A 22042-nucleotide genomic window follows, 5' to 3' on the forward strand; every position below is an offset into this window, starting at 1 on the left:
AACGGAACCAATATATTTGAAATCATAATTTTTACCTCCTAAGATTATTTATTTCTAAAATTAATCTTACTATAAAATTCCAGTTAGTGGTAAAAGATTATTGTACTAACCTGCCTGTTGAAGAAGAAAATAAAATCTATATTTTTTAAAAACTTTTTCCACCGTTTAATTTACGTTTTTCATAGGGCAGATAAAATACATACAGGTAATTGAAACGCTTGCAGAATTGTAGGTGTTTTTAGTTTGGTCAAAAACGTTCAAAGGAGCTATGAAAAATGAAGACAAAACGCATATTCAAAAAAGCATTAGCAATAGAACTTATTTCAAGAGGCCATGAACTATTAAAAGTTGAGCCACATAACAGAATTAAAGGATTTTTTGTTTACACTTTCTTGCTTTCTGATGAACTAATCGATGACATATGGTCGATTACTCAATAGGTAACATCAAAAGTTACCACTATATATTTATTTATTAATGGTAAGTGAAAATGTTACCTATTCATATTTCTAATACTATTTCGAGGAGCTAAATCAAATGCTAGAACTTAAAACATACGACACTAAAGAGCTATGTGAAGCTCTAAATGTAAAGATAACTTCATTCAAGACTCATAAAGAGAAATTCTTGAAAGATTACGATTATGTTGAAATGAAAACCGGTCGTTCCAAATCTTATCAGATATTTTCTTATAAAGAACCAGAAAAATCTGAGTTCATTCAATTGTGCGAGCAAATCGCTGGAAGAGAGGTAAAATTTCCGAAAGAAGAAACAGCAGAAAAGCTTATAAAACTTCTCTTTGAAGATGATTGGACAATTGAAAACTGCGACAATATTGGTTGGGAAGTGCCCAATCGTTTAGAAAGACACACAGTTGGTAAGTATATTGAATTATTTAGAGAATACAAAATTCTTCCTAAAAAGAAAGAATTAATTGAAAGGCATTCTTTTGATACTGAAACTGGTGAATTGTTTTCGAAGTTTATCGACCCAAACAAATACACTTATTATAAAGTATTCACTTCTACCGAAATGAGAGAAGAAATAACTAAAGAAGAATGGCTTGAAATGCACTCATTCATCAGAGAAATTTACGAGGAAAACATTGTTGACCAACTAGAATTATGCAAAGGTAATCCAGAAGCAATTAAAGAAGTAAAGAAGTTTGCTAGGGCTGAAGCTCATAAAGCTTGTGTATATGAATATGGAGGGGTTCCAAGAAAATCTATTTCAAAAGCTCTTACAAAAGAAGCTTATAATTTATTTTCAAACTATTTCAAAAAGGATGATGCAACAGACAATCTGGAAACCACAAAAAACATACTGGATACTTAAGTGACTATAATTAAGTGGTTCTAAAAAAGTTACCTTTGTATTTAAAATAGAAATATAACAAATTTGGAACCAATTCTAAGGCATCGAAAGATGTCTTATTTTTTTTGAATTCTAATTTACGTTTTTGATAAGGCAGATACAAATATATTAACAACTAATAATTATACGGAGGAAACTAAAATGGGGAAATACTGGTATGACAATGATGAATTAACAAAACGAATCAATCGAGATGTTTCACTTGAATCTCTTACTGAAGCTCAAGACGAAGACGGAAAAGAAATGGGAATGGAAGTACTTCACTTTCTTATAAGAAATCAAAAGAATCATAAAAAGAGAAAAATACAAGTAATAAGACAAAAAGACTTAGATCGTCAAGATTTACTTGGACAAGTTCTACGTGACTATCAAAATGGAATCAATCATCTTAAAAAAGATTTCCAAAAAGATGATGGTAAAAAGTTCGTTCGTTCTAGGACAATTGGTCAAATGAAACAAGATATGATTTATTCAAAAGATGCTTTAGATGGAGTCTTTGGTTGCAGAACTGCTGCAAAAGAATCTACTGTACCAAATTTGAGTGTAATAGATTTGAAGAATCCTGCTCACGTAAAAGTTCTTCTTCCAATGAACATGGAATTCGACCCAAATAACGATTTAAGCTTTATCTTTTTAGATTTGGAAGAATTGATTCAAAATTTAAATGATGATGAAAAGCTTGTAGTTGATATGCTTCGAGATGAGCGTCAGATTAATGAAATTGCTCAAGAACTAGATATTACTTATAAAGCTTGTCAATACAAAATCTGGAAAATTTGTGAAAAGATTGCTAGTTTTTAGGGGCGCGGCTAACTGTAGAACGACATATATAATATAAGAGTATTGCTTATAAAAACAAAAGAGAGATATATAAAGTATACTCCGATTTGCTTTATATATCTGTTCCATCTTTCTTCATGATAGGTGGATTCAATTTCATTTCGATTTCGTAGTTGAGTTTTAAAGTTTTTGAAAAGGCTTTAAGGTTCATTGGAGAGTTGGTTTAACCTCCTGATTTCTCCAATGTCAAGAGAGTCAGTTTTTCCATTTGTCTGGCTCTCCTTTTTTAAAACAAATTCAATAAAGGGCTACTTCAAGTAGCTACTAATAATATAAAACGACAGAATGAGTTCTATCGTTTCCTATCGATTTTTTCTTTTTGACGAGGCGTATCCTTCGGGGTACGTCTTTTTATTTTTGCCATTTTTCAGGTTTGCTTCGGCAAGCAACAAATTATTTTAGAGGTGAAAGAGCTTATGAAAATGGAACTACGTTTTCAAAGCACTGAATTAAGTGCTAATGAAGATGGAACAATGACAGTTTCCGGTTATGTTAACAAAACTGAACAGTTGAGTAATGTCCTTGGTACAACAAAAAGATTTGTAGAAAAAATTGCAAAAGGAGCTTTCTCCAAAGCAATTCTAAATGCGACAAGAGATATCGATTTTCTAGCTGAGCATAATTCAAAACTAATCCTTGCTTCCACTCGTAACGATTCATTACAACTGCGAGAAGATGAGCAAGGTTTATTTATGTCCGCCACAATTTCTCCAACCACGTGGGGGTGCGATTACTACCAACTTATCAATGACGGAATTCTTCAGAATATGTCATTCGGCTTCAGAACTGTAAAGGATAGCTGGCGTTCTCTTAGCTCAGGTCTTTTTGAACGAACTATTGAAGAGATGGAATTGTTCGAAGTATCTGTTGTGAAAAGTCCTGCTTATAGCCAATCAACTATTTCAGCTAGAGGAATTGAAATTGTTGAAGAGCCAGAAATTCGAGAAATCGAAGAAATTCAAGAAGAATTCCATAAAGATGAAGCTCGAAGAGCTGAAGATACTTTGAAAATTGCGCCAAATAGTTCGGTTTTCAAATCTGTATTAAAACATGAAAACGATAAATTAGCTGCTCTAAATGAAGAGCTCACAAAATTAGAACAAAGAAAACAGGAGGAACAAAAAATGGAAGAACGTAACTTTCAAGGAACAACAGAAGGACAATCAGCTATTTCACAACAAGTAGCACCGGTTGCTGAACTTTTAGAAAGTAGCAGTGATGTAGTTGCTAATGTACGTAAGATTGAGTTAATTGGTGCAAATATGAAAATTCCATATGAAACAGCTTTAGATGATGCTGCCTTTGTTCTAGAAGGTGAAAACATTCCAATGATTAACTTAAATCTAGCTGAACGTGATACTGTAACAGGCAAACGAGTTGGAGTAATGCTGAACATCTCGAATTTCCTTCTTAATGAAGCTAAAGGTATGGATGAACATTCTAAAAAATTACTGATTAGACGTGTTGGTAAAAAAATCGAAGAAGAGATTTTGACAGGTGACAACGTAAAAGGACTAAAAGGAATTGCTCCCGATTCATTAGTGACATCAGTTACTTTCGCTATTACTCCAACTGAAGCAATGCTTCGAGCTCTTTACTTAAAAGTTAATTCAGAATACAGACCTTATTGTAAATGGTATATGTCTGAAGCATATTTCGAAAAAGTTGCACAGATCACAGTGAATGGTGAGTACTTAGTTAAATCGAAAACTGTTGACGGGAAAGTTATTCCGACACTTTGGGAACATGAAATCGAAATCTCATCAACTATGCAAGCAGGAGATACGATTACTAATACTCCAATAATTTTCATGTCGATTGGCGATTGCTATACATTGGCTATCGTTAAAGATATTGAGATTAAGCAAGTTATTGGAATGACTGAAGCTTTAAACGGTTCGGTTTCGTTTAAAGCAGAAGCATTATTAGATGGATGTTGCCATAACTATCAAGCAGTAGCAAAAGGTGTAGTAGCATAATTACTTTTGCTCAAAATTCCACAAACTTAGAGGAGAGATTATTCTGCTCTCTTTTTTATTTTTATAAAGGGAGAGGGCTAGTATCAATGTAACATCTAAAGGCTGAATAAGGCTAAGGGTAGACAGTTGCTCTTAGTCTTTATTATTACGATTAGAAAGGAGAAGGTACAAATGAATGAGAAATTAGATTATTTGAAGGAGATAAGAGAAGTGATTGGAGAAGAGAATTTCAAGTTCTGTTCAGCATCTATTGTTGCAAACCACTTCTTAGAACTAATGAAGTGCAAAGGTAAGAAGGTTAATCGGATGCAGCTCCTCGCAGGAGTTAATCTAATGATGTATGTCTTAGGCTGTGATCAAGTGTCATACGGTTTCTTACGTAAGTTTGAAATCTAGTGTTGAAGTCTTCTAAAAAAGTAGTTTTGTGTGTGTTTTGAAAGTGATTTTGGAGTATTTGATTCTCAACTTCATTCAAAAGAAGATATGAGAACTAGCCATTGATACCGCCTCTCCCTTTGGAAAAAAAGATAAAATATCGTGTAATAACGTGGTGAGTGTAACTCTCATCAACGGTACCAATTGGCCCAAACTCCGTTGAACTCAATTTGCATTTTTTACAAAATTTAACAGGTTGATAATGGAGGATATATGTCTAGGCTAACAATTGAACAAACAAAAAGTATAAAGTGCAAATGTACTCCGAAAGAAATCTCTCATAAAGATGACTTCATTACTCATCTTTCCTACAATCTAAGATTGAAAGGAAAACAGCCTTACTTATCATACGGTTCAATGGTCGAACTCTTCATAGAAGAAGCAGACATTTCATATTTGGAAGCTCACCAAATGGACGCTTACAAACTCAAGAGAATTTATCGTGAGCTTTGTAAGAAAGAAGAAGTTCCTGAGAATAAATTTACAATGAAATACCATGAAGATGGAACAATTACTATTGGAGGATTTTAGATGTTGAAGCAGTACAATATCATTCTACAAGGAAAGCTTATTTACGTTACAGCAGAAAGTCTTGAGCAAGCTGAGAAGTTGGCTCAATTGATTGCAAAACAGTTTGAAGACAAAAAATAACTTGGTCATATCTAAAAAAAGATATGGCCAGGTTATTTTTGTTCTTTTTATATAAGTCCATTCTATTTCTGTGTTTGAGGAGACTTATATTTAGACATTTTTTCGGGTATTTCATAAATAAATCTTAGAAGTATTTCAGTAAAATCTAAAAGCCCGGTCGCACCTTCTCTACTCATGCTTGGTATTTCATATGTTACCTCGTTACCCTTGTTTCTAATGTGGCCTCCCACCCTTTGCTGTATGGAGATGTAAATAAAGCTTAAATATCATCTACTGAATTTTATACATGATACAAAGCTTAAGAGTTAACCACCAGAGATAAATTGTTGAAACTGAGTAAAATTCATTATTACCGATTAGTCCATGGGATGTAGTATTTCTTAAGTTATCTCCATGTTTCTCTACCAGTAGGCTTTGAAGATCAAATACAAAATCCTCTCCCCAGAGTTCTTTTAATTTCGGTAAATATAGTAGAGTATTTAAATTTTTCTCTTCTTGGATTCCATCCTTATCAATATTTGATACAATTTCTTCTTCTTTACTAAGTATAAAACGAATGGAGTTTTCAATTTGAGGTATCAATAAGTGCGCGCTGATTAAAAAATCTCCATGTAATCCATAATATAAGCCCTTTGCAAAAATTTCTTCTCGTCCTTCTGGAATAAAAGGATTATTAATTACTAATGGCGCAAGATGTCTTAACATTATAAAGTGTTCTAACAAAACTTGTTTACGTACTGGTTCTATAATGGCTTCTACTATAGCTTGGCGATGGTACCCCGCATTATTATACATTTCAATTTTTATTGCTTCTTCATAATCTTCGGTGCTGTCTGATAAAACAGAAGGAGATTTGCCAATTATCTTACCCTCTGAGTTAACTTTGGCTGAGGTCATAATATGTCTTAAAGGAGACTTTCTTATTACAGCTTCAGCTGTTTCTCTTAGCTCGTTAGTCCTAAGACTTTTATACATTAAGGCTAAAGTAACAAGCTTATCATTAAAAGATTTCCCTTTAACTTCATTGATTGAATTTTCTATTAATTCACTAATATCAATTCCTTCGGATTCAAATTCTTGCATTTGCGAAACTGATTTTTTCTGATATTCTAACATTCTTCTGTGAAGGTTATTTACTGTCTCGGTTGTGCCCTCAATTCTTCTGTATGCTTCAATAGCGCTTTGTAAGTGAGAAACGGCTATGAAGTAAGTAGGATTATCTCTTAAAACCATTTCAGCTTCCATTACGTATGTATTGGCACTTGATAACTTTGCTTCTTCACGTTCATTAAACCTTTTTTCATATGTTAAGCATTCAATACAAAGATTCCAATATTCTCTTGCTCTACTCCAATATTCTCTTTCTTCTTCAAATACTGCTCGTTCCTCCAAAATTTCAATGTGCTTTTCTAAATCGAACCTTTTTAATTTTAGAAGTAACTTTATAAGGGAATTAACAATGAATGATTCTTTTTCTATTTTATGTTTTTCAATTTCTTCCTCTACTTTCTCTATTATCGATTTCCTAATTTCACCTTTCTTAAATAAACTTGCTAGCTGAACAGCTCTTTCTAAACGTTCAATCCCTGCATACCAAGAATCAGGGTTAATCATTTGTTCATATACTTCAATATAGCTACTTATGGCTAAAATGGCCCTCTTATAATTTTTTTGTCTAATCCATAAAACATCAGCTATTCTAGACTTAATCTCTGGATTGTCAATTTCCTCAACAATTTCTTCAAAAAAGGAAAGTTCGGATTCCTTTAGATCTTCTATACTCGCTGATCTTTTTCCATCCATTATCCAAAAGGGCGTAAAATGATTATCCTTTGAGTCTAAATCTAAACCATAAGATGTAACATCCCCTAATAATTTGAAAATATATGCTTTCTTTTCGTCACCATTATCTCTGGCGTCCTGCATTGCTTTATAAAAACTGTGACTATAGTTGTGGTTTTCAGTTATTTCTTCTGAGCTTATAATTTCTTGCCAATTAGTCTCTAAAAAATCTTCCTTTGTTAACGATATATTAATCATATTTTTTCTCCTCCTTTAATGGATAACTGGAATGTTTAATTTTGTGATAATTCAGATGAAAGGTGAAGTAACATATAAAGGTTTTTCTAGTACAATTTATTGTATAATTAATTATACAATACTTTCCATAAATAGATGTGTAAATAGGGGAGATATAAATGGTAATGTTAAGTTGGAATGAACTAAGGGATCAATCTGTTTGTTTCTCAAAAGAATGGAAATAAGAAGGTGGAATTGGAGTACATAAAATATTTAAGGCATTAGGTAGGTTATGAGATAGTTATTATAGTAGTTGAATAAAGAAAAAATGTTTACTACTCTAGCAATGCACTGATAATGAATAGGGGAAGCCGCATGGATAAAAATATGAAAAAAATCGATAATATAAAATTCCAAGTAAAACAATTGATACAAGATAATTTATATAGGGAAGTTACATCAGAAACAAAACATAATATTTCAGGTATATATATGATTTATATAGACAATTTCACTTCTGAAAAGATTGTTCCAATTTATATAGGAAAAGCAGTAAATATACAGACAAGACATAAACAACACTTCGAAGAAATCATTTCTTTAAATAGACTTTCTTATGATGAGTATTATAAATATTTCTTTTCAAAATCTCAGTCTTTCTATGATGGGAATTTTAAGGCGTGTAAAATTTTTAAATACATGATAGAAAATAATTGTTCTCTACGAGATTTCCGTATGACTATCCTAGAAGAAGTAGATGAAGAATATTTAGAAGAAAAAGAGCAAGAGTATTTTAGACAGTTATTACCATCATTCTTTGGTTTTAACCAAATAAATTCCCGAACTGAATATCCTAAATTAAGACCGTTGAGTAGTTCAAAAACAGATCAGTATTTAACTTTATTACAGGAAGATATTGATTGTATATCATCTTATTACGAATATGGATTTACAAAGTTTAATCTTGAATATGCTTTTGATAGAGGTTATTCTTTCTTATTAAGAGATAATGAACAACTTAATAATGAAATACTTGAAAAATATGAAGAAGTTACTTCTAATGTAGATAAATTACTGAAACGATATAACCTTGATGCTGAAGAAAATGAAATTCAAAGATTGAATGAACAAAAAAGAAAAGCTTGGGAAGAATATTTAAGGGTAAGAGACGAATGTGATGAATCAGTAGATAAATTAGAAAACGAAATAATTGAGAAATTTAAAGAACTGAATATCTACAGCAACAAGATACCAGTTACTAATTTTATCCGTAGTATATTTTTTAGAGAGGAATCTGAGAAACCTAAATATAGAAAGAATTTTTATAAGTACTTAGATTCTCAGAAATGTGGCTTTGATTTTTATGAGTTTTTTGATAAGCAAATACATGAAGTAAACGATACATTTAAAGAAAGGGAAAATAAATCTAAACTTCATGATGAAGCTTGTGAACTAAGTACTCAAAAAAAGAATAGAAATACTAATGAAAGATATAAAATGATATTTCCTTCGATTCGATTCACTTCTTTTCCTTTGAGAGATAGATGCGATCCTAATACTATAGGTATAAAAGTAGAGGATGCTGTACTTAATACTTGTCATTTCAAAATATATATTTCGAACAATGCAAGGACTAGAAATTTTGAAATCAGAAAAGACCCAGATATTATTAGGTTTGATTATTGTTTCATTGATAATGAAGGAAATAGAACTGAAAAGAAGTACTATATTGATAATGAAACAACAAGAAATTGTCAGGCTGGAATAGAGTATTTTGAAAAAGATTTTTATGACATGTGGTCTATAAATAAAAAAGGGTTTAAAATTTCTAGCATGATAAATAATGAAGTAGATAACTCTTTCATATCAGTTTTAACTGAATATAAGCATGGAATTAATGATTATACAATAAAAGATAAAAAATTGATTAAATTATCGTCTGTATTGGATGAAGTCCAGCAACTAATCGATGAAGAAACTCAATTTAATATCGATACTTTCAAATTAGATAGTTGTTTAAGATTATGTATGATAAATGAGGGACTTCAAAATAACGAATTTGTAGAAAAAATGATTACAAAAAAATTACCTAAAATTAAGAAGCGTAAAAAGTCTTCAACAGCGAAAGATAAGAAAGTAGTAGATAAATCGAGCGAACCTAAAGTTGAAAGCAAGGTTAAAAGAGTAGAAGCTTATAAACAAAAAGTAATTAACAGGTCAAATAACACTATTGAAGCATTAAATTATGTTTCAAGTAAAGAAAAAGTAACAGCGAAATGTAAGAGCTGTGGACATGAGTGGGAAATACGTAGTGATCACTTATTAGCAAGACCATATTGTCCTTTATGTAGAAAAAATGACTAATAAATAAGCGATTGTATAAATACAATCCAAAATAATAAAATATCAATTTTATTACTAACATCTTAACAAGTAAAAATGAGGCAGCCATATCTATTTTGAAGATGTGACCGCCTCATTTTTATCTGTCTATTGATGTTAGAAGAATTATGGGTGATTTTATGGCATCTGTTAAAAAACGGGTTCTCAGATTGTCTTGTATTGCTTTTTAAGGAGAAAGTCCATATATTTATATTTTAAAATCAACAAAATGTAACAGTGGGCCTTCTGGTACTCGTGATGATTTTTTGTTTTAATTGATATGGATTTCTTTGATTATACCAAAAAACTAGAACGATGGAAAAATATACAGATTACTCAGCGTACTTGAATAGATAACCGCCTTCTTTGAATTTTCTTCCGGGAACAGTTTCTTTTCCAGTTTTCAAGCTGTGTTTCACCCATCCTTGATTTGCAATATTATTTTCTGCTGCCCATTTGAAGGTTTTAATCAATCCTTCGATAGTTTCAATATGCACTCCATCTTTATAAACTTCAATTGTACGAGTTCTTCCTTTCTTTCTTTTAGGATTAGACTCTTCGCATTGTTCTTGGGTAATATTTTTTAAATCCATTTTTTATTATTTACCTCCGATGAAATTTCTAGAGGTATTATATAATAATTACGAAGCTGGGGATAGTTTATTTCTACGAAAAAGAGCATATGTACGTTAATTACAAAGTATGTTAATATAACAAAAAGAGACATAAAATAACTGAAAGTTCAGAAAAGAAGAGAGTGAATACTGTTGAACTTACAATCAAAGCTATACATTAATGAATCAAAATCAATGAAAGAGTTGTTCGTGATTTCAAAGGAGTGCGGTATTAAACAACGTCATGGATTAAATAAACAGGAACTTTTGAAAGCAATTAATGAAGAAATTATGAAGCACAATCAAGAAGTTGAACAACAATACATGGAATGGAAAGCTGCTCAGTCTTTACAACCACCAGTTAAACAAGAAAAAAAGCCTGTTAGAAAACCTCGTAAACCGTTAGAACGAGTAAAACGCCCCATAGTGTTAATCAACGACAAAGATGAAGTAATTGAAAAATTCGAAAATCAGGCTAAAGCAATACATTACTGTGTGACTAACGGAGTTTGCAATGTTGGCTGGGCAAACTGCTCTTTGAAGACTGGTAAAGCGATGTACGTAAAAGACAACGGTAAGATTACAAAGTCTCAGAACGGAAAGTATCATGGAGTTGGGTACAGACTGTTATTTGTAATCTAAAATATAATTTCATTGACCGTAAGGAGATGATTTAATTAATCCCAAAAGATTAGTTAAGTCATCTTTTTTTTTATTTATGAGGATTTTTAATTTACGTTTTTCATCTGGCAGATATAAGAATCATGCGGACAAAGAACACAGACAAAACGTCTCGCATATCATATCGGCAGAGGTGAGGAGCATCATGGATTTTAACTACGAAGAAATAGGAACGTTTGATGCGGAGAAAGCTGCAAAAGCACTTATTGAGTTAGCACAAAAAATTAAGCAAATAGAGAAGAAAGTAAGCAAAAAAGAAGATGAAAAAGCAAGTTAGACCTGTACAAATTAAAGTGTACGGGTTTTCTTTTTTATTTTATAATTATTATAGGGAGTGATACATATGAATTCGACTGAATATTCTGTTTATTTAGAAGAACTCGAACAGATGAGAAAGTTGTTAGAGATGTATGAACAGCTTAAAGGTAACGAAGAATTTCAAGCTTTCTTTGAAGAGGAATACCGAATAAAAATAGAAAAACAACAAATATGAAAATATTAGATGGCGTTTATGTATATGAAGTTAATAATCATGATGGATATTACGTGGAACAAACACTTCAACATGTTACGGAACAAGAAATGAAAAAAGGTGAAACAGAATGGATTGAATTACGCTATCATTTTACGTTCGGTGATCTTGTGCAAGTTACGGGATATGATAAAGATGTTTTTCGTATCGTTGGGTTTCGCACAGAGGTGTGGCGGTATAAAAATGATGCCTGGGAAGATACAATATATGAATTATCGAGAATTACAGATGGTGAGTGGTTAGAGGCTGATGAATCAGATTTAACTTTGCTTGCGAATGCACAAACTGCTAATGCAATCTTGAAAAAAATGAAACAAGATAAAGCCGGGATGAATAAATTAGATTTAGGAAAATTGAAGTCAATAAACAACTCAAAAAAGGTGAGTATTAAAACAAGCAGACAAGAAATTATTGATGGATTATTAGATATTTATAACGACTATCAATTATTATACGAAACATTTCAAGATGAAGAATATAAAATTGTTATGGATGTCGTCCATAATTATTTAGTTAAATTAACAGAGAAAAAATAGTTAGAAAGCAAGAAGAAATTGAACAAAAATATATATTGTGTACGGTATACCTACAATAGTTAAAAAAATAATAAGCCCTTTAATGATAGAGTCTGCCCATTTATCTTCATGCATGAACTCTTCTTTTCTTTGCTCTATTTCATATTGATATTCCATTCGTATTTCCCCCTTCAAATAGCTTGTACTACATCGTATGCTGCAAGATGAAAGGATATGACAGACAAGTATGATTTGGAAAAGAAAATCTATTTTTCTAATCTCGTATACATAATTTTGGGATTTTTTCATAAAACAGAAATAAAGGGGTGATGCTCATGAAGGAAATTGAAGTCGTAATTGATACGGAAGAAATTGCGGAGTTTTTTTATGAGCAACTAATTGAGAGAGGGTATGTACCAAAGCGAGAAGAGATTGAAGATCTCGCTGATATTACATTTGAATATTTACTAGAAAAATGTATGATTGATGAAGTGTTTGATGAGGAGGAAGGGTGAAAGTAACGACGGGATCTACTCGTCGTTTTTTACACTTCAAAATTCTTTCTTTACAAACTTGTCACAAACATAAAGCGTAATTATTGATATAATAAAAAGAAAATTTTAAGCAAGAGGTGAAGGGATGTTCAAAAAAATTATTGATTCTTTACTAGGAAAGAAGAATAGATATCGTTCGTATTCAAGTAGTGATTATCGTCATAGAGGTCGTTCGTATTCAAGTAGTGATTATAACAAGAGGAGAAATTCTCATGGCTATGGACATCAGCATTATAAAAGAAAGCGTAAAAGCCGCAGCTTTTTTTCAAGTAGTTGATGAAATGGCGTGATATACTCGCCTGGTTTGATAGACCGCTGCGTATGGATACAATTGTCTCGCAGCGCTATAAAATTGAATCAGTAATTGGAATGGGCAGCTATGGCTTTACATATATCGTTTATGATTTGCAAACGAAAGAAAAAAGAGTTTTGAAACAGTTAAGACAAAGTAAGCAAAAATATATGTCAGGTAGAAGGTCATTCGCACAGGAGCAAGCGATTTTAGAGCAGTTAGATCATCCGGCAATACCGCGCTTATATAACGGCTTTATATGGAAAAAACAGCCGTTTTTTGTAATGGAGTACATGCCAGGTAAGAATTTTGAAGACTTCATTTTCAAAGATGGACATGTATATGAAGAGCGTGAGGTTTTTCAGATTTTATATAAAGTACTTGAGCCAGTTTCTTATTTTCATAGTAAAGGTATTATTCACCGAGACTTACGAATTCCTAACATTTTAATAAAAGAGGAGCAGATTAGTATTATCGATTTTGGATTAGCTAGATTTATAGAAGAAATCGATGAACGAGCATCTACCTATGAAGGAGAACAAGCCTATATGCGAGAAATTCACTATCGTAGTGATTTTTATGCGCTAGGCCACTTTACATTATTTTTATTATACTCTGGCTATGAATCTACTGCAAAAGAAGAAAGGCCATGGTATGAAGAGTTACAGCTAATGAAAGAAAACTGTGAAATTATTATGCGAATGCTACGGATGAAGCCTCCTTATTACGAAAATATACAAGAAGTTAGAGAAGATGTACGCCATGCATTAGAAAGGATGGGGGATACATGTTTCAAAAGTTTTTAGCAAGCGTTGGAATAGGAAATGCAAAAGTGGATACAGTTCTTGAGAAAGATGAATATTTAGTAGGAGAAGAAATTGTAGGTGTGGTTCATATTACGGGTGGATCAGTCAATCAACAAATTGAAAGCATTTATTTAACACTATCGACATCGTATATACGAGAAGTAGATGATAAAAAAGTAAGTGCTACATTCGATCTAGAACGAGTACGTTTAACCGAACCTATTACGATATCTCCAAATGAAAAAGTAGAAATTCCATTTTCATTCTCAATGCCAATTGAAGCGCCACTTACATTTGGAATGAAAACGGTTTGGATTCATACAGGTCTTGATATTAAGCACAGTATTGATCCGAGTGATCGTGATTACATTCAGGTGCTACCGAATGTGTTATTAAACAGTGTTTTAGATAGCGTAAAACAATTAGGATTTAGGCTTCGTCAAGCGGAGTGTGAAGAATTACCACGTCATTTACGTGCCAATATTCCATTTGCGCAAGAGTTTGAGTTCATTCCAGTTTCCGGACAGTATTATGGCAAATTGGATGAATTGGAATTATTAATTTTACCACGTGCTTATGATCGTTTGGACATTATTATGGAAGTTGACAGAAAAGCCCGTGGATTAGCAGGTTTATTTTCAGAAGCTTTAGACTTAGATGAAAGAGTTGTTCGCTTTACTGTAACACGTGAAGACATTCCAACGATGCAGCAAAAAATTAACAGTTATATTTCTTAATAAATGATGCATAAAAAAGAAATGGGGAGGAAAACTAAAACAACCGCTCCATTTCTTATTTTTATATAGTGAGGTTATGTATGTGAAACGATATCGACATGTATACTTGTTAAGTACGTTACTCATTTGTTTTGTCGGATTATCACTTTCGTATCATACCGCTTGTGTTGAGAGATTTGATGATGTTATTTCCAAATTTATTCAAGGTTTTCGGAACGATTATTTGACAGCTTATTTTATCTGGATGTCTTATATTGGTTCAAAAAAAATATATTTTCCAGTATTAATCATAGTTGTAATGTACTTTCTCATTCGAAAAAAGTTGTTAAGTGCGTTATTTTTAATCGTTAATTATTATGGATCTCGCTATCTTAACAGCCTCTTAAAATTATGGTACGAGCGCCCAAGACCGGATGTCACGCAGCTTGTTACAGCTACAGGGTATAGTTTTCCGAGCGGCCATACGATGAATGCTACAGCATTTTTAGGGTTTATCGCCTATGTAACAATCACAGAACATCGCATTACACTGCATAAAAAGTTGTTGCTTATTTTTATTACATGTTTTGTTATATTTTCTATTTCTGTTAGCCGTGTATATCTCGGTGTCCATTATCCATCCGATATATTAGCGGGCTGGGCAGCGGGTGGAAGTTGGCTTATTTTATGTATTATGTTTCATCAAGCATTCATCAAAAAAGAACCTATGTCATCATAGGTTCTTTTTGCATAGGTTCAACATGAATATGAGTGTGTAAAATTCCAAATTTTCGTTCTAACATTTCTTCAATTTTATCGGTAATATGATGGCTTTTACTCACGTCCATATGGGCATCTACTTCAATCGTAATATCCACATACGTTTGGTTTCCATACATACGTGCGCGAATATCAACAATATGTTCAACACCAGAAACGAGTCTGACAGCTTGTGAATATTCCTCCATTTTATCCGGATCAATGCCGTCAGTTAACATATGAGAAGCTTCTATAAAGATGTCCCACGCAGTTTTGCAAATAATAAAGCCAACGATTAACGCCGCAATTGGATCGAGGATAGGCATGTGGAACTGTGATGCTACAATGCCGACAACTGTACCTATACTCACGAGAGCATCTGATAAATTATCTTTTGCAGCGGCTTCTAATGCTTTACTTTTTGTTCGCTGCGCAATTTTATTATTATATTTGTACACGACGTACATGACGACAGCACAAAATAAGGCAACCCATGCTGCAAGTACATTTGGTGCGGTTTTTTGCGGATTGAAAAACGATTGAATTGCACTTACGATTACTTCTAAGCTGACCGTCGCCATAATAAAGGAGGCAACAAGTGAAGCGATTTGTTCTGCACGTGAATGTCCGTATGGATGATCCGGATCACGGGGTTTACGAGAAATTTTAAGACCAATTAATACAGCTAAAGAAGCACCAATATCTGTTAAGTTATTTAAACCATCCGCCCGTAATGCACTGGAAAGGGCAATATAGCTAATTACGATTTTCAGTGATGATAAAAATATGTAGGCGATAATGCTGACAATAGCTCCTTTATCAGCTTCTTTATTAGAAAGTGAATTCATAATGATCACTCACCTTTCTGTTAGGAAATTCTTTCTATTAATAGAGTATCAAACGAAACTCGTGTGGGTCTATACAAACATTGTTGACGCTTTATAGTTTTTTAAGTAGGGGATAACAAAGTTTCGCAAAGGAAAAATATGTTGCAAAGTACAAAGTGAGAAAAGGTAAAAATTTCATCGGATTTCCTTTACGATATAAGGAAGGGGGGAGATGCGCAAAATATTATCCTGCTTTTTACGATCCTTAGTATCACAGGGGGTAAGTCGTCCAATGAGGAAGCAAGATATTTCTATGCTATCGATATCTATTTCGAAAGGATTTGGCGGTTTAAATGAAGCTTATTTTATGAATATTGAATGAAGATGAACAAAAATTAAAGGGGATTAGTAATCTGCTATATGATTTGTTAATTACATATAAAAATGGAGATGTATCTTGGAGATGAAGGAGAAAGAAGTATCCTAATGTATATTGGTCAGGAGGAAATAGCCTATTACACTTCTGAAGAAATGACTAAGTAATTACGAAAGAAAATCATTAAAAAAGACTAAAAAAGTGCCTCTGAAAGAATATATCTCAGAGGCACTTCTTCTATTTTAGTATGCTTCTAAAAACTCAGTAACTTGCTCTTCTGTTTTTGCGTTCGCACTATGTAAATGACCAAGTTTTTCACCATTTTGATACACTAATAAGCTAGGAATTCCCATTACTTGATACTCTTCTGCAATACTTGGGAACTCATCTTTATTAATAGAATACCATTCGAATTTCTGGAACTCTTCCATTACATCTCCGATAAAGTTATCCATCCGTACACAATCTGGGCACCATGTAGTGAAGAACTTAACTACTACTGGCTCCTCGCTTGCGATAATGTCCTTGAATTCCTTTTCAGACTTGATTTCTTTCATGTTTTTCGCTCCCTTTACAATTGTTTTATTTTGTATTTTTTTAGGTGGTAATTTCATTAAAAAATCGAAACTTCTAACGAATTTCTAACGAACGGTTTTATTTCCGAACAATTCGTTTGCAAATTGGTCCACCGCAGTTTCTTGAAGTCCTGGTACGACATGTGAGTAGGTGTCTAATGTGATGCCTACTCTTTTATGTCCTAAACGTTCACTTACAATCTTCGGATGAATACCTTGTTTCAACATTAAAGTTGCATGAGTATGCCTTAGATCTTGGAACCGAATATCAGGAACCTCACTTTTCTTTATAAGCTTTTTCCAGAGCTGTGTCAAACTTCTGAAATTGCAAGGATTACCATTAAAGGTAGGGCAGACTATATCATAATCGTTATATTCACTTCCGTAACGTTCTTTTTCTACTTTTATTCGTTCATGATGTTCTTCTTTCAAAATCAATGTCTTTCCATTGTAGACCTAGTATTTCACATTTACGCATTCCACAAGTGATTGCAAGAAGATAAGCTACATAATAACGACTATCCTGAGCATTTTTTAAAAAACGCAGTACATCTTCCTCAGACCAAGTGTTTACTGTTTTTTCTACCCCTTTAGGTGGACTTACAACATCCGCAACATTCTTTTTAACAATTTTATGTCTCATTGCATAAGAAAGGGCAGTACGAATAATCTGATGTATACTTCGTACCGTAGTGGGCTTCATACTTTCTGATAGATCACTATAAAATTTTTCAAGATCTATACCCTTTAATTTTTGCATTGGAATGTTACTGAGTTTTGGTATAATACGATTATTAATATGTTTACGATAGTTATAGTACGTGGTTTCTCTAAGCTTTATCTTCCTAGCTTCAAGATATTGAATAAAGAATTCACGTGCTCTCATTTTTGTGGGCTCGATATACGAGCCTTCTTCAATTTCTACGATTCTTTTAGTCATATCGGTTTGCGCTTCTTTTTTCGTTTTATATCCTGAAAACCATTTTTGGCGTCTTTTGCCCGTTTCAGGATCGGGACCAATGTCTACTATTATTGTCCACTTCGAACCTGATATTATCTCCTTAAGGTAGACAGTGTAAAAAGACCATGAACAAACATGGATGTTACACTTCTACTTGGAGGGGATTTTATTATGGTTAAAAAAGGGGGTAAATTTCAAACTTATTCAGATGAATTAAAGATACAAGTTGTAGAAAGTTTTTTAAATGATGAGGGTAGCCAATCAGCTATAGCGAAGAAATATGGGCTTAAAAGTAGAACACAGTTAATGGATTGGGTTCGGAAATATCAAGAAACAGGCGGTATTTCAGACTCACGGGGAAAAAACAACGGTAATAAGGGCTTCAAAAACCCCTTGAAAGGTCGTTCTCGTACGAAATTCGATAGTATGGAAGAAGAATTAGAATACTACAAGGCACAGGTGGATTACTTAAAAAAGTAGTATCCAAATCTGTAAAAGATGTCCTTGCTCAGTTAAATCGTTCCAGTTACTATAAGTGGCGTTTAACACGTACTCAAAGACAATTACGCTTTTCAAAGGAGATACATTGCGGGAACAGATTCAAGCAATTGAAACATACATCTATCATTATAACTACAAACGATTCCAAAAACGACTCAACCACCGAGCTCTGATTGAATATCGAATCTCGATGGCTGCCTAATCTTTTTTTAAAAGCTGTCTACTTGACGGGGGTAAGTCCAGGAAAACGCGTTGTTTTTAAAGTAGACAACCTTCGTTTCTATGATTCTCTATCTTGGCAGGATAAAGATGTTGCTGGTTCTTTAGATGCAGGATTAGGATTCACGATCGATGCTAAGGTAAATATTAACGGATCATCACAATACAAAGTGCATAACAGCAAAGGAAAAACATACTATGTAACTGCAAATGAAGCCTATGTATATGTGAAGTAAGAGTTGTAAAAGAGCATCCACTTAAAGGATGCTCTTTTGTATAATATATTTTTTACTGCTTGTTTAATCATTTTATCAAGATAGTTATGTTTATTTACCTAGAAAGCTTGAAAGGCATTTAGTCAATCAAGGTTATCAAAAAATTATTCAAAGTCTTCAAACCAACAAGTGAAAAATCGTACTTTGTCATTAAAAAACACTGTACCTTCAGTATTGATAGTAGAGCTAACAGAAATTTTCCCCTTATCCCACAACCACTTATTTGATATCTTTTCAAGTATTTTTTCTGCTTCCTTAATATCAAGAATGCTTTTTGACGTTTCTATATTACACACAATCTTAAACCAACCATCAAATTTCCAGTAAGGTTCATTTGAGCTTACATCATGTGAAGTAATCATGGTGTCTATTTTTTTAAATAATTCATGCAATATTGTCAATGCTTCGTTCTTATTCTGACATTCTACAAATAAACTAAGTTGGAACATAATACTCCTCCTAATATGTTAGTGTGAAATTGTGCCATCTGGAGCAACGTTAATATATTTTTTTCCATTCTTCGTATATTTTCCCCATTCCTTCAATCCTTTTTCGGAGAGTTGTACATCCCATTCGAACTCAAAATTCTTTTTAGGATCCCCATGATAAGGGCCTTTCGTCCATACATTACCAAATTTATCAACGTACCCATTAAGCTGCCTATTAAACTTAACTTCCTTCCCTGGAATAAATCTGAAATGTCCTTTATTAGGTAACTCAGCCCTTGTCATTGGATTTGTTATATTATTTTGATACTCTACCCCTCGTTCTTCTTTGCGTTTGTAATAACCTCCATAAGCATCATTACCCATATCCTTAGCTTCATTAAAAAACCTTAGATCAAGTCCATTGGTATTAGCAAGAGCAAATTGATTTTTTGGCATTAGAATATTATTCAGCATGTCAACGCTTTGCTTAAGCTTATCGAAATTTATTACGTTTTTAATACCTTGTATAAAGTTTACACTTTCACTAAGTGTTGAGGTTTCACCTAACTTTGGAAATTTACCGAATTTTGAAATTTTATCTACACCTTTTGTTCCTACCAATAATTCGGCAGCTGCTAATTTAACTTGCATTTCTACATTTCCAAACCATTTAGCTCTGCTATTCCAATCTCCATTTACAACATCTTGATTCCATGAATCAGAAATAGCTTGTTCTACAGCAGCAAATGTTTCGTCGATATGAGAAAGGGCATACATAGCGCTTTCAAAACTATCTATTGGGTGTAAGACTGTATTTAATATTCCTTTAAGTTCATCTAATACAGCTTCATTTTGTCCTTTTTTGTAGTTATAATATTGCCCGAGCATAGGAGTATTTTCTATCTGATGAATAATCTTTTCGTACAACTGATCCATAGTTTCTACGTTGTTTTCGACAGCATTTTTAAATTTATCAAATAACGATTTGTCTATTGTACTCTCTTCCTCAGACTGACGCTTCATATCTTCTGTAATCGCTTGAATAGAAGTCGTCCACTCCATATTCAACCCTTGCATACTAAATGTACCACTTGCGAGACTAAAGCCTTTTCCACTTTGCACTTCTGCAACACCTGTCGCAATGCTAGCGGCTAATTGAATTGCTGTACTATAGTTATACTAGATGTTTGATTAAACTCATACAGGTGATCTAACTTTTCTTGAAGTTTTTTCCTTATAACAGTGAAAAGATTCGCCATAGCGTCCATACCTGGTATTGGCATAGTTTGAGTGATGGCTTCCATACTTGCCTTCATTCGGTCAATTTCTTGAATTTGTTCTAATATTTCTTGTTCGATTACATCCGTTGAAGCTACCTTGGATTCAAATTGACTTGGAAAGGCATCATTCTGACGGATTAATTCTTCACATAAGTAAATAATCCCTTGTGCTAAAGGACGAAAGGTTTGTACAAAAAATGATTTTGCACTGCTATATGTTTGTCCTTGTAGAACAGTATCAATTGCAAAAGCGTCAATGGACTGAATAGCTTGTTCCATCCCTTGAATGGTAGCCGTACATACAGCATTCATGCTTTGAGTCTGGTTCTGTACTTCTCCCAAATACATATTTAAACTCATGCATTGACCTCCCTTGCTAATTGTTGTTGCTGATAGGAAAGGTCATTTTCTAAATCACTAAGGTCTCGTCTTTCTTTAAGCAACGTTTCTTTTTGGTTTTCCAATTCGAATGTAAGTTTTCGCTCAATGTGTTGTGCTTCTTGACGCATATTCATAAAAAAATGAGATAATTCTCTATCGCCGTGCCAAGTTTCTAAAATACGGTTAAATAAACGATTACTTCGACTTTTCCATTCGTGAAAGTCTGCTTCCGCATGCTCCTGGGTTTGAATCGCGGATTGATTTTGGTCCTGTTCTTCAAATACATTTCGTAACTTTTGATTTAATTGTTTGATTTGGTTTTCAATATCTCGACTCATCTTTTTCTTCCTATCGTTTTACCTTTACGAAGGTGGCCACATTAGCGAAAAGTATTTTGAAGTTCGTTATCCATTCTCTCAAACTCGTTAGCTACCGAATGAATATTATCGACCGCTTGTTGAAAAGCGGCGCAAAATTGTTTCGTTAAATCAAACGCTTGTTGATTCGCTTCCTGCGCTTTGGAATTAACAGTTAGCGTAGTTCGTGCCGCCTTTGTTATAGAACGATTTGTCGCACTTTGGATTGTATCCGAAGCGGCTCTCATTTGCGTTGCGATTTGTGCAGCGGTTTGAAAATTACTTTGAAATTGTCCCATCGCATAGATCCTTTCTATATTTCTATGAACGTATTAAGGAAGGGAGTGCCTAGTATGTATGTCCATTATCCTACTGTTCTCCATAGGAACACTCCTGGGAAAATATTGCGAATTTAATTATAGCAATAATTGGCTATGTTTTCCTTGAAAAATTCCTTTTTATAACATGTGTGTTTTTACAGTCTTCAGTCGGTGGGGGAGAGTTCATAATGAGAGAAAGGGCTTTGCCAGGAATGAAATGATAAATAAAGAAATTAGATATGGCTTAACATAGTAGAAGTGGGTATAGTATTTATAATCGATGCAAAGGTGACTATTAATGGTTAACCACAATACAAAGTACACAACAGTAAGGACAAAACATACTATGTTACTGCAAACGAAGCCTATGTAAACGTCTATTAACCTAGCAACG

General features: G+C 33.2%; 29 protein-coding genes and 4 pseudogenes. 20 read left to right on the plus strand and 13 right to left on the minus strand.

Features of this window, described 5'->3' with window-relative positions; all coding sequences use genetic code 11:
• Window positions 1-275 precede the first annotated feature (275 nt).
• From C568_RS34305 to C568_RS0116540, 6 genes are all read left to right on the plus strand, one after another.
• On the plus strand, window positions 276-440 hold the full coding sequence (locus C568_RS34305) for a hypothetical protein (protein ID WP_018782169.1): 165 nt from the start codon (window positions 276-278) through the stop codon (window positions 438-440).
• A gap of 97 nt (window positions 441-537) precedes the next feature.
• Entirely contained in the window at window positions 538-1335 is a 798-nt protein-coding gene (locus C568_RS0116515) for a hypothetical protein (RefSeq protein WP_018782170.1), read from the plus strand.
• A gap of 180 nt (window positions 1336-1515) precedes the next feature.
• Complete coding sequence (locus C568_RS0116520) at window positions 1516-2175, plus strand: hypothetical protein (protein WP_018782171.1); 660 nt, start codon at window positions 1516-1518, stop codon at window positions 2173-2175.
• A 455-nt stretch (window positions 2176-2630) separates the two neighbouring features.
• Complete coding sequence (locus tag C568_RS34775) at window positions 2631-4193, plus strand: phage major capsid protein (protein WP_018782173.1); 1563 nt, start codon at window positions 2631-2633, stop codon at window positions 4191-4193.
• 192 nt (window positions 4194-4385) lie between these two features.
• The gene (locus C568_RS0116535; protein WP_231398827.1) at window positions 4386-4589 is read left to right on the plus strand and encodes a hypothetical protein; all 204 of its coding nucleotides are present in this window, start codon (window positions 4386-4388) and stop codon (window positions 4587-4589) included.
• A 360-nt stretch (window positions 4590-4949) separates the two neighbouring features.
• Entirely contained in the window at window positions 4950-5159 is a 210-nt protein-coding gene (locus tag C568_RS0116540) for a hypothetical protein (RefSeq protein WP_231398829.1), read from the plus strand.
• Window positions 5160-5549: 390 nt separating this feature from the next.
• Here the strand turns inward: C568_RS0116540 and C568_RS0116550 are convergent, their stop codons facing one another.
• A complete protein-coding gene (locus C568_RS0116550) occupies window positions 5550-7319 on the minus strand; it encodes a DUF4209 domain-containing protein (RefSeq protein WP_018782177.1) in 1770 nt (589 codons plus the stop codon).
• Window positions 7320-7673: 354 nt separating this feature from the next.
• Between C568_RS0116550 and C568_RS0116555 the strand changes: the two genes are divergently transcribed.
• A complete protein-coding gene (locus C568_RS0116555; protein ID WP_018782178.1) occupies window positions 7674-9662 on the plus strand; it encodes a hypothetical protein in 1989 nt (662 codons plus the stop codon).
• 350 nt (window positions 9663-10012) lie between these two features.
• Here the strand turns inward: C568_RS0116555 and C568_RS0116560 are convergent, their stop codons facing one another.
• Window positions 10013-10273 carry a hypothetical protein gene (locus tag C568_RS0116560; protein ID WP_018782179.1) on the minus strand — a complete coding sequence of 87 codons (261 nt, stop codon included), beginning with the start codon at window positions 10271-10273 and terminating at the stop codon, window positions 10013-10015.
• A gap of 174 nt (window positions 10274-10447) precedes the next feature.
• Here C568_RS0116560 and C568_RS0116565 point away from each other — a divergent pair, with 174 nt between their 5' ends.
• The 4 genes from C568_RS0116565 (at window position 10448) to C568_RS0116580 (ending at window position 12043) form a co-directional block, all read left to right on the plus strand.
• A complete protein-coding gene (locus tag C568_RS0116565; RefSeq protein ID WP_018782180.1) occupies window positions 10448-10936 on the plus strand; it encodes a Rho termination factor N-terminal domain-containing protein in 489 nt (162 codons plus the stop codon).
• A gap of 184 nt (window positions 10937-11120) precedes the next feature.
• Window positions 11121-11252, plus strand: coding sequence for a hypothetical protein (locus C568_RS36130; protein ID WP_018782181.1), 132 nt, complete (start codon window positions 11121-11123; stop codon window positions 11250-11252).
• Window positions 11253-11318: 66 nt separating this feature from the next.
• Window positions 11319-11468 (plus strand): hypothetical protein, encoded by a 150-nt coding sequence (locus tag C568_RS34780; RefSeq protein WP_018782182.1) that lies wholly within the window; start codon window positions 11319-11321, stop codon window positions 11466-11468.
• Entirely contained in the window at window positions 11465-12043 is a 579-nt protein-coding gene (locus tag C568_RS0116580) for a hypothetical protein (protein ID WP_018766373.1), read from the plus strand. Before C568_RS34780 ends, C568_RS0116580 begins: the two co-directional genes overlap by 4 nt.
• Here C568_RS0116580 and C568_RS33090 read toward each other — a convergent pair whose 3' ends face one another.
• Window positions 12044-12199: a DUF3930 family protein gene (locus tag C568_RS33090; protein ID WP_003197522.1), complete on the minus strand. Its 156-nt coding sequence runs from the start codon at window positions 12197-12199 to the stop codon at window positions 12044-12046.
• 158 nt (window positions 12200-12357) lie between these two features.
• Between C568_RS33090 and C568_RS0116590 the strand changes: the two genes are divergently transcribed.
• From C568_RS0116590 to C568_RS0116610, 5 genes are all read left to right on the plus strand, one after another.
• Window positions 12358-12537, plus strand: a complete 180-nt coding sequence (locus C568_RS0116590; RefSeq protein WP_018782183.1) for a YozD family protein — start codon at window positions 12358-12360, stop codon at window positions 12535-12537.
• 124 nt (window positions 12538-12661) lie between these two features.
• A complete protein-coding gene (locus tag C568_RS33095; RefSeq protein ID WP_017149660.1) occupies window positions 12662-12853 on the plus strand; it encodes a hypothetical protein in 192 nt (63 codons plus the stop codon).
• A complete protein-coding gene (locus tag C568_RS0116600) occupies window positions 12853-13674 on the plus strand; it encodes a serine/threonine protein kinase (protein ID WP_018782184.1) in 822 nt (273 codons plus the stop codon). Before C568_RS33095 ends, C568_RS0116600 begins: the two co-directional genes overlap by 1 nt.
• Complete coding sequence (locus C568_RS0116605; protein ID WP_018766371.1) at window positions 13656-14411, plus strand: sporulation protein; 756 nt, start codon at window positions 13656-13658, stop codon at window positions 14409-14411. Before C568_RS0116600 ends, C568_RS0116605 begins: the two co-directional genes overlap by 19 nt.
• A gap of 82 nt (window positions 14412-14493) precedes the next feature.
• The gene (locus C568_RS0116610; protein ID WP_018782185.1) at window positions 14494-15129 is read left to right on the plus strand and encodes a phosphatase PAP2 family protein; all 636 of its coding nucleotides are present in this window, start codon (window positions 14494-14496) and stop codon (window positions 15127-15129) included.
• Here C568_RS0116610 and C568_RS0116615 read toward each other — a convergent pair.
• The 5 genes and pseudogenes from C568_RS0116615 to C568_RS36290 all read right to left on the minus strand — a co-directional run.
• Window positions 15116-15997, minus strand: a complete 882-nt coding sequence (locus C568_RS0116615; protein WP_003197533.1) for a cation diffusion facilitator family transporter — start codon at window positions 15995-15997, stop codon at window positions 15116-15118. The genes C568_RS0116610 and C568_RS0116615 overlap by 14 nt on opposite strands.
• Window positions 15998-16594: 597 nt before the next feature.
• Window positions 16595-16909: a thioredoxin family protein gene (locus C568_RS0116625; RefSeq protein ID WP_016114761.1), complete on the minus strand. Its 315-nt coding sequence runs from the start codon at window positions 16907-16909 to the stop codon at window positions 16595-16597.
• 84 nt (window positions 16910-16993) lie between these two features.
• A complete protein-coding gene (locus C568_RS34785; protein ID WP_029427391.1) occupies window positions 16994-17365 on the minus strand; it encodes a tyrosine-type recombinase/integrase in 372 nt (123 codons plus the stop codon).
• Window positions 17340-17867, minus strand: a complete 528-nt coding sequence (locus C568_RS35500) for a tyrosine-type recombinase/integrase (RefSeq protein ID WP_006094770.1) — start codon at window positions 17865-17867, stop codon at window positions 17340-17342. The genes C568_RS34785 and C568_RS35500 overlap by 26 nt, the downstream gene beginning before the upstream one ends.
• Window positions 17868-17891: 24 nt before the next feature.
• Window positions 17892-18029: pseudogene (locus tag C568_RS36290) on the minus strand (Arm DNA-binding domain-containing protein); the annotation flags it as partial.
• Here C568_RS36290 and C568_RS0116645 point away from each other — a divergent pair.
• From C568_RS0116645 to C568_RS0116650, 3 genes and pseudogenes are all read left to right on the plus strand, one after another.
• Window positions 18024-18368: a transposase gene (locus C568_RS0116645; RefSeq protein ID WP_231398830.1), complete on the plus strand. Its 345-nt coding sequence runs from the start codon at window positions 18024-18026 to the stop codon at window positions 18366-18368. The pseudogene C568_RS36290 and the gene C568_RS0116645 sit on opposite strands and share 6 nt — an antisense overlap.
• Before the next feature lie 106 nt (window positions 18369-18474).
• On the plus strand, window positions 18475-18591 hold the full coding sequence (locus C568_RS36295; RefSeq protein WP_323957796.1) for an IS3 family transposase: 117 nt from the start codon (window positions 18475-18477) through the stop codon (window positions 18589-18591).
• A 40-nt stretch (window positions 18592-18631) separates the two neighbouring features.
• Window positions 18632-18844 (plus strand): annotated as a pseudogene (locus C568_RS0116650) (N-acetylmuramoyl-L-alanine amidase); the annotation flags it as partial.
• Between the two features lie 143 nt (window positions 18845-18987).
• On the opposite strand, the gene C568_RS35510 reads toward C568_RS0116650, so the two are convergent.
• From C568_RS35510 to C568_RS0116670, 5 genes and pseudogenes are all read right to left on the minus strand, one after another.
• Window positions 18988-19332 carry a hypothetical protein gene (locus C568_RS35510; RefSeq protein ID WP_018782190.1) on the minus strand — a complete coding sequence of 115 codons (345 nt, stop codon included), beginning with the start codon at window positions 19330-19332 and terminating at the stop codon, window positions 18988-18990.
• 18 nt (window positions 19333-19350) lie between these two features.
• Window positions 19351-20334, minus strand: a complete 984-nt coding sequence (locus tag C568_RS36470) for a polymorphic toxin type 17 domain-containing protein (protein ID WP_442852865.1) — start codon at window positions 20332-20334, stop codon at window positions 19351-19353.
• Window positions 20310-20951 (minus strand): annotated as a pseudogene (locus C568_RS36475) (T7SS effector LXG polymorphic toxin); the annotation flags it as partial. The pseudogene C568_RS36475 and the gene C568_RS36470, both read right to left, overlap by 25 nt.
• Window positions 20948-21310 carry a DUF3958 family protein gene (locus tag C568_RS0116665; RefSeq protein ID WP_018782192.1) on the minus strand — a complete coding sequence of 121 codons (363 nt, stop codon included), beginning with the start codon at window positions 21308-21310 and terminating at the stop codon, window positions 20948-20950. The pseudogene C568_RS36475 and the gene C568_RS0116665, both read right to left, overlap by 4 nt.
• Before the next feature lie 41 nt (window positions 21311-21351).
• The gene (locus C568_RS0116670) at window positions 21352-21627 is read right to left on the minus strand and encodes a TIGR04197 family type VII secretion effector (RefSeq protein ID WP_018782193.1); all 276 of its coding nucleotides are present in this window, start codon (window positions 21625-21627) and stop codon (window positions 21352-21354) included.
• Window positions 21628-21915: 288 nt separating this feature from the next.
• Here C568_RS0116670 and C568_RS35520 point away from each other — a divergent pair.
• A pseudogene (locus tag C568_RS35520) lies at window positions 21916-22032 on the plus strand (N-acetylmuramoyl-L-alanine amidase); the annotation flags it as partial.
• Window positions 22033-22042 lie beyond the last annotated feature (10 nt).

It is taken from the genome of Bacillus sp. 95MFCvi2.1, assembly GCF_000374965.1.
GTDB classification, from domain to species: Bacteria; Bacillota; Bacilli; order Bacillales; family Bacillaceae_G; genus Bacillus_A; species Bacillus_A pseudomycoides.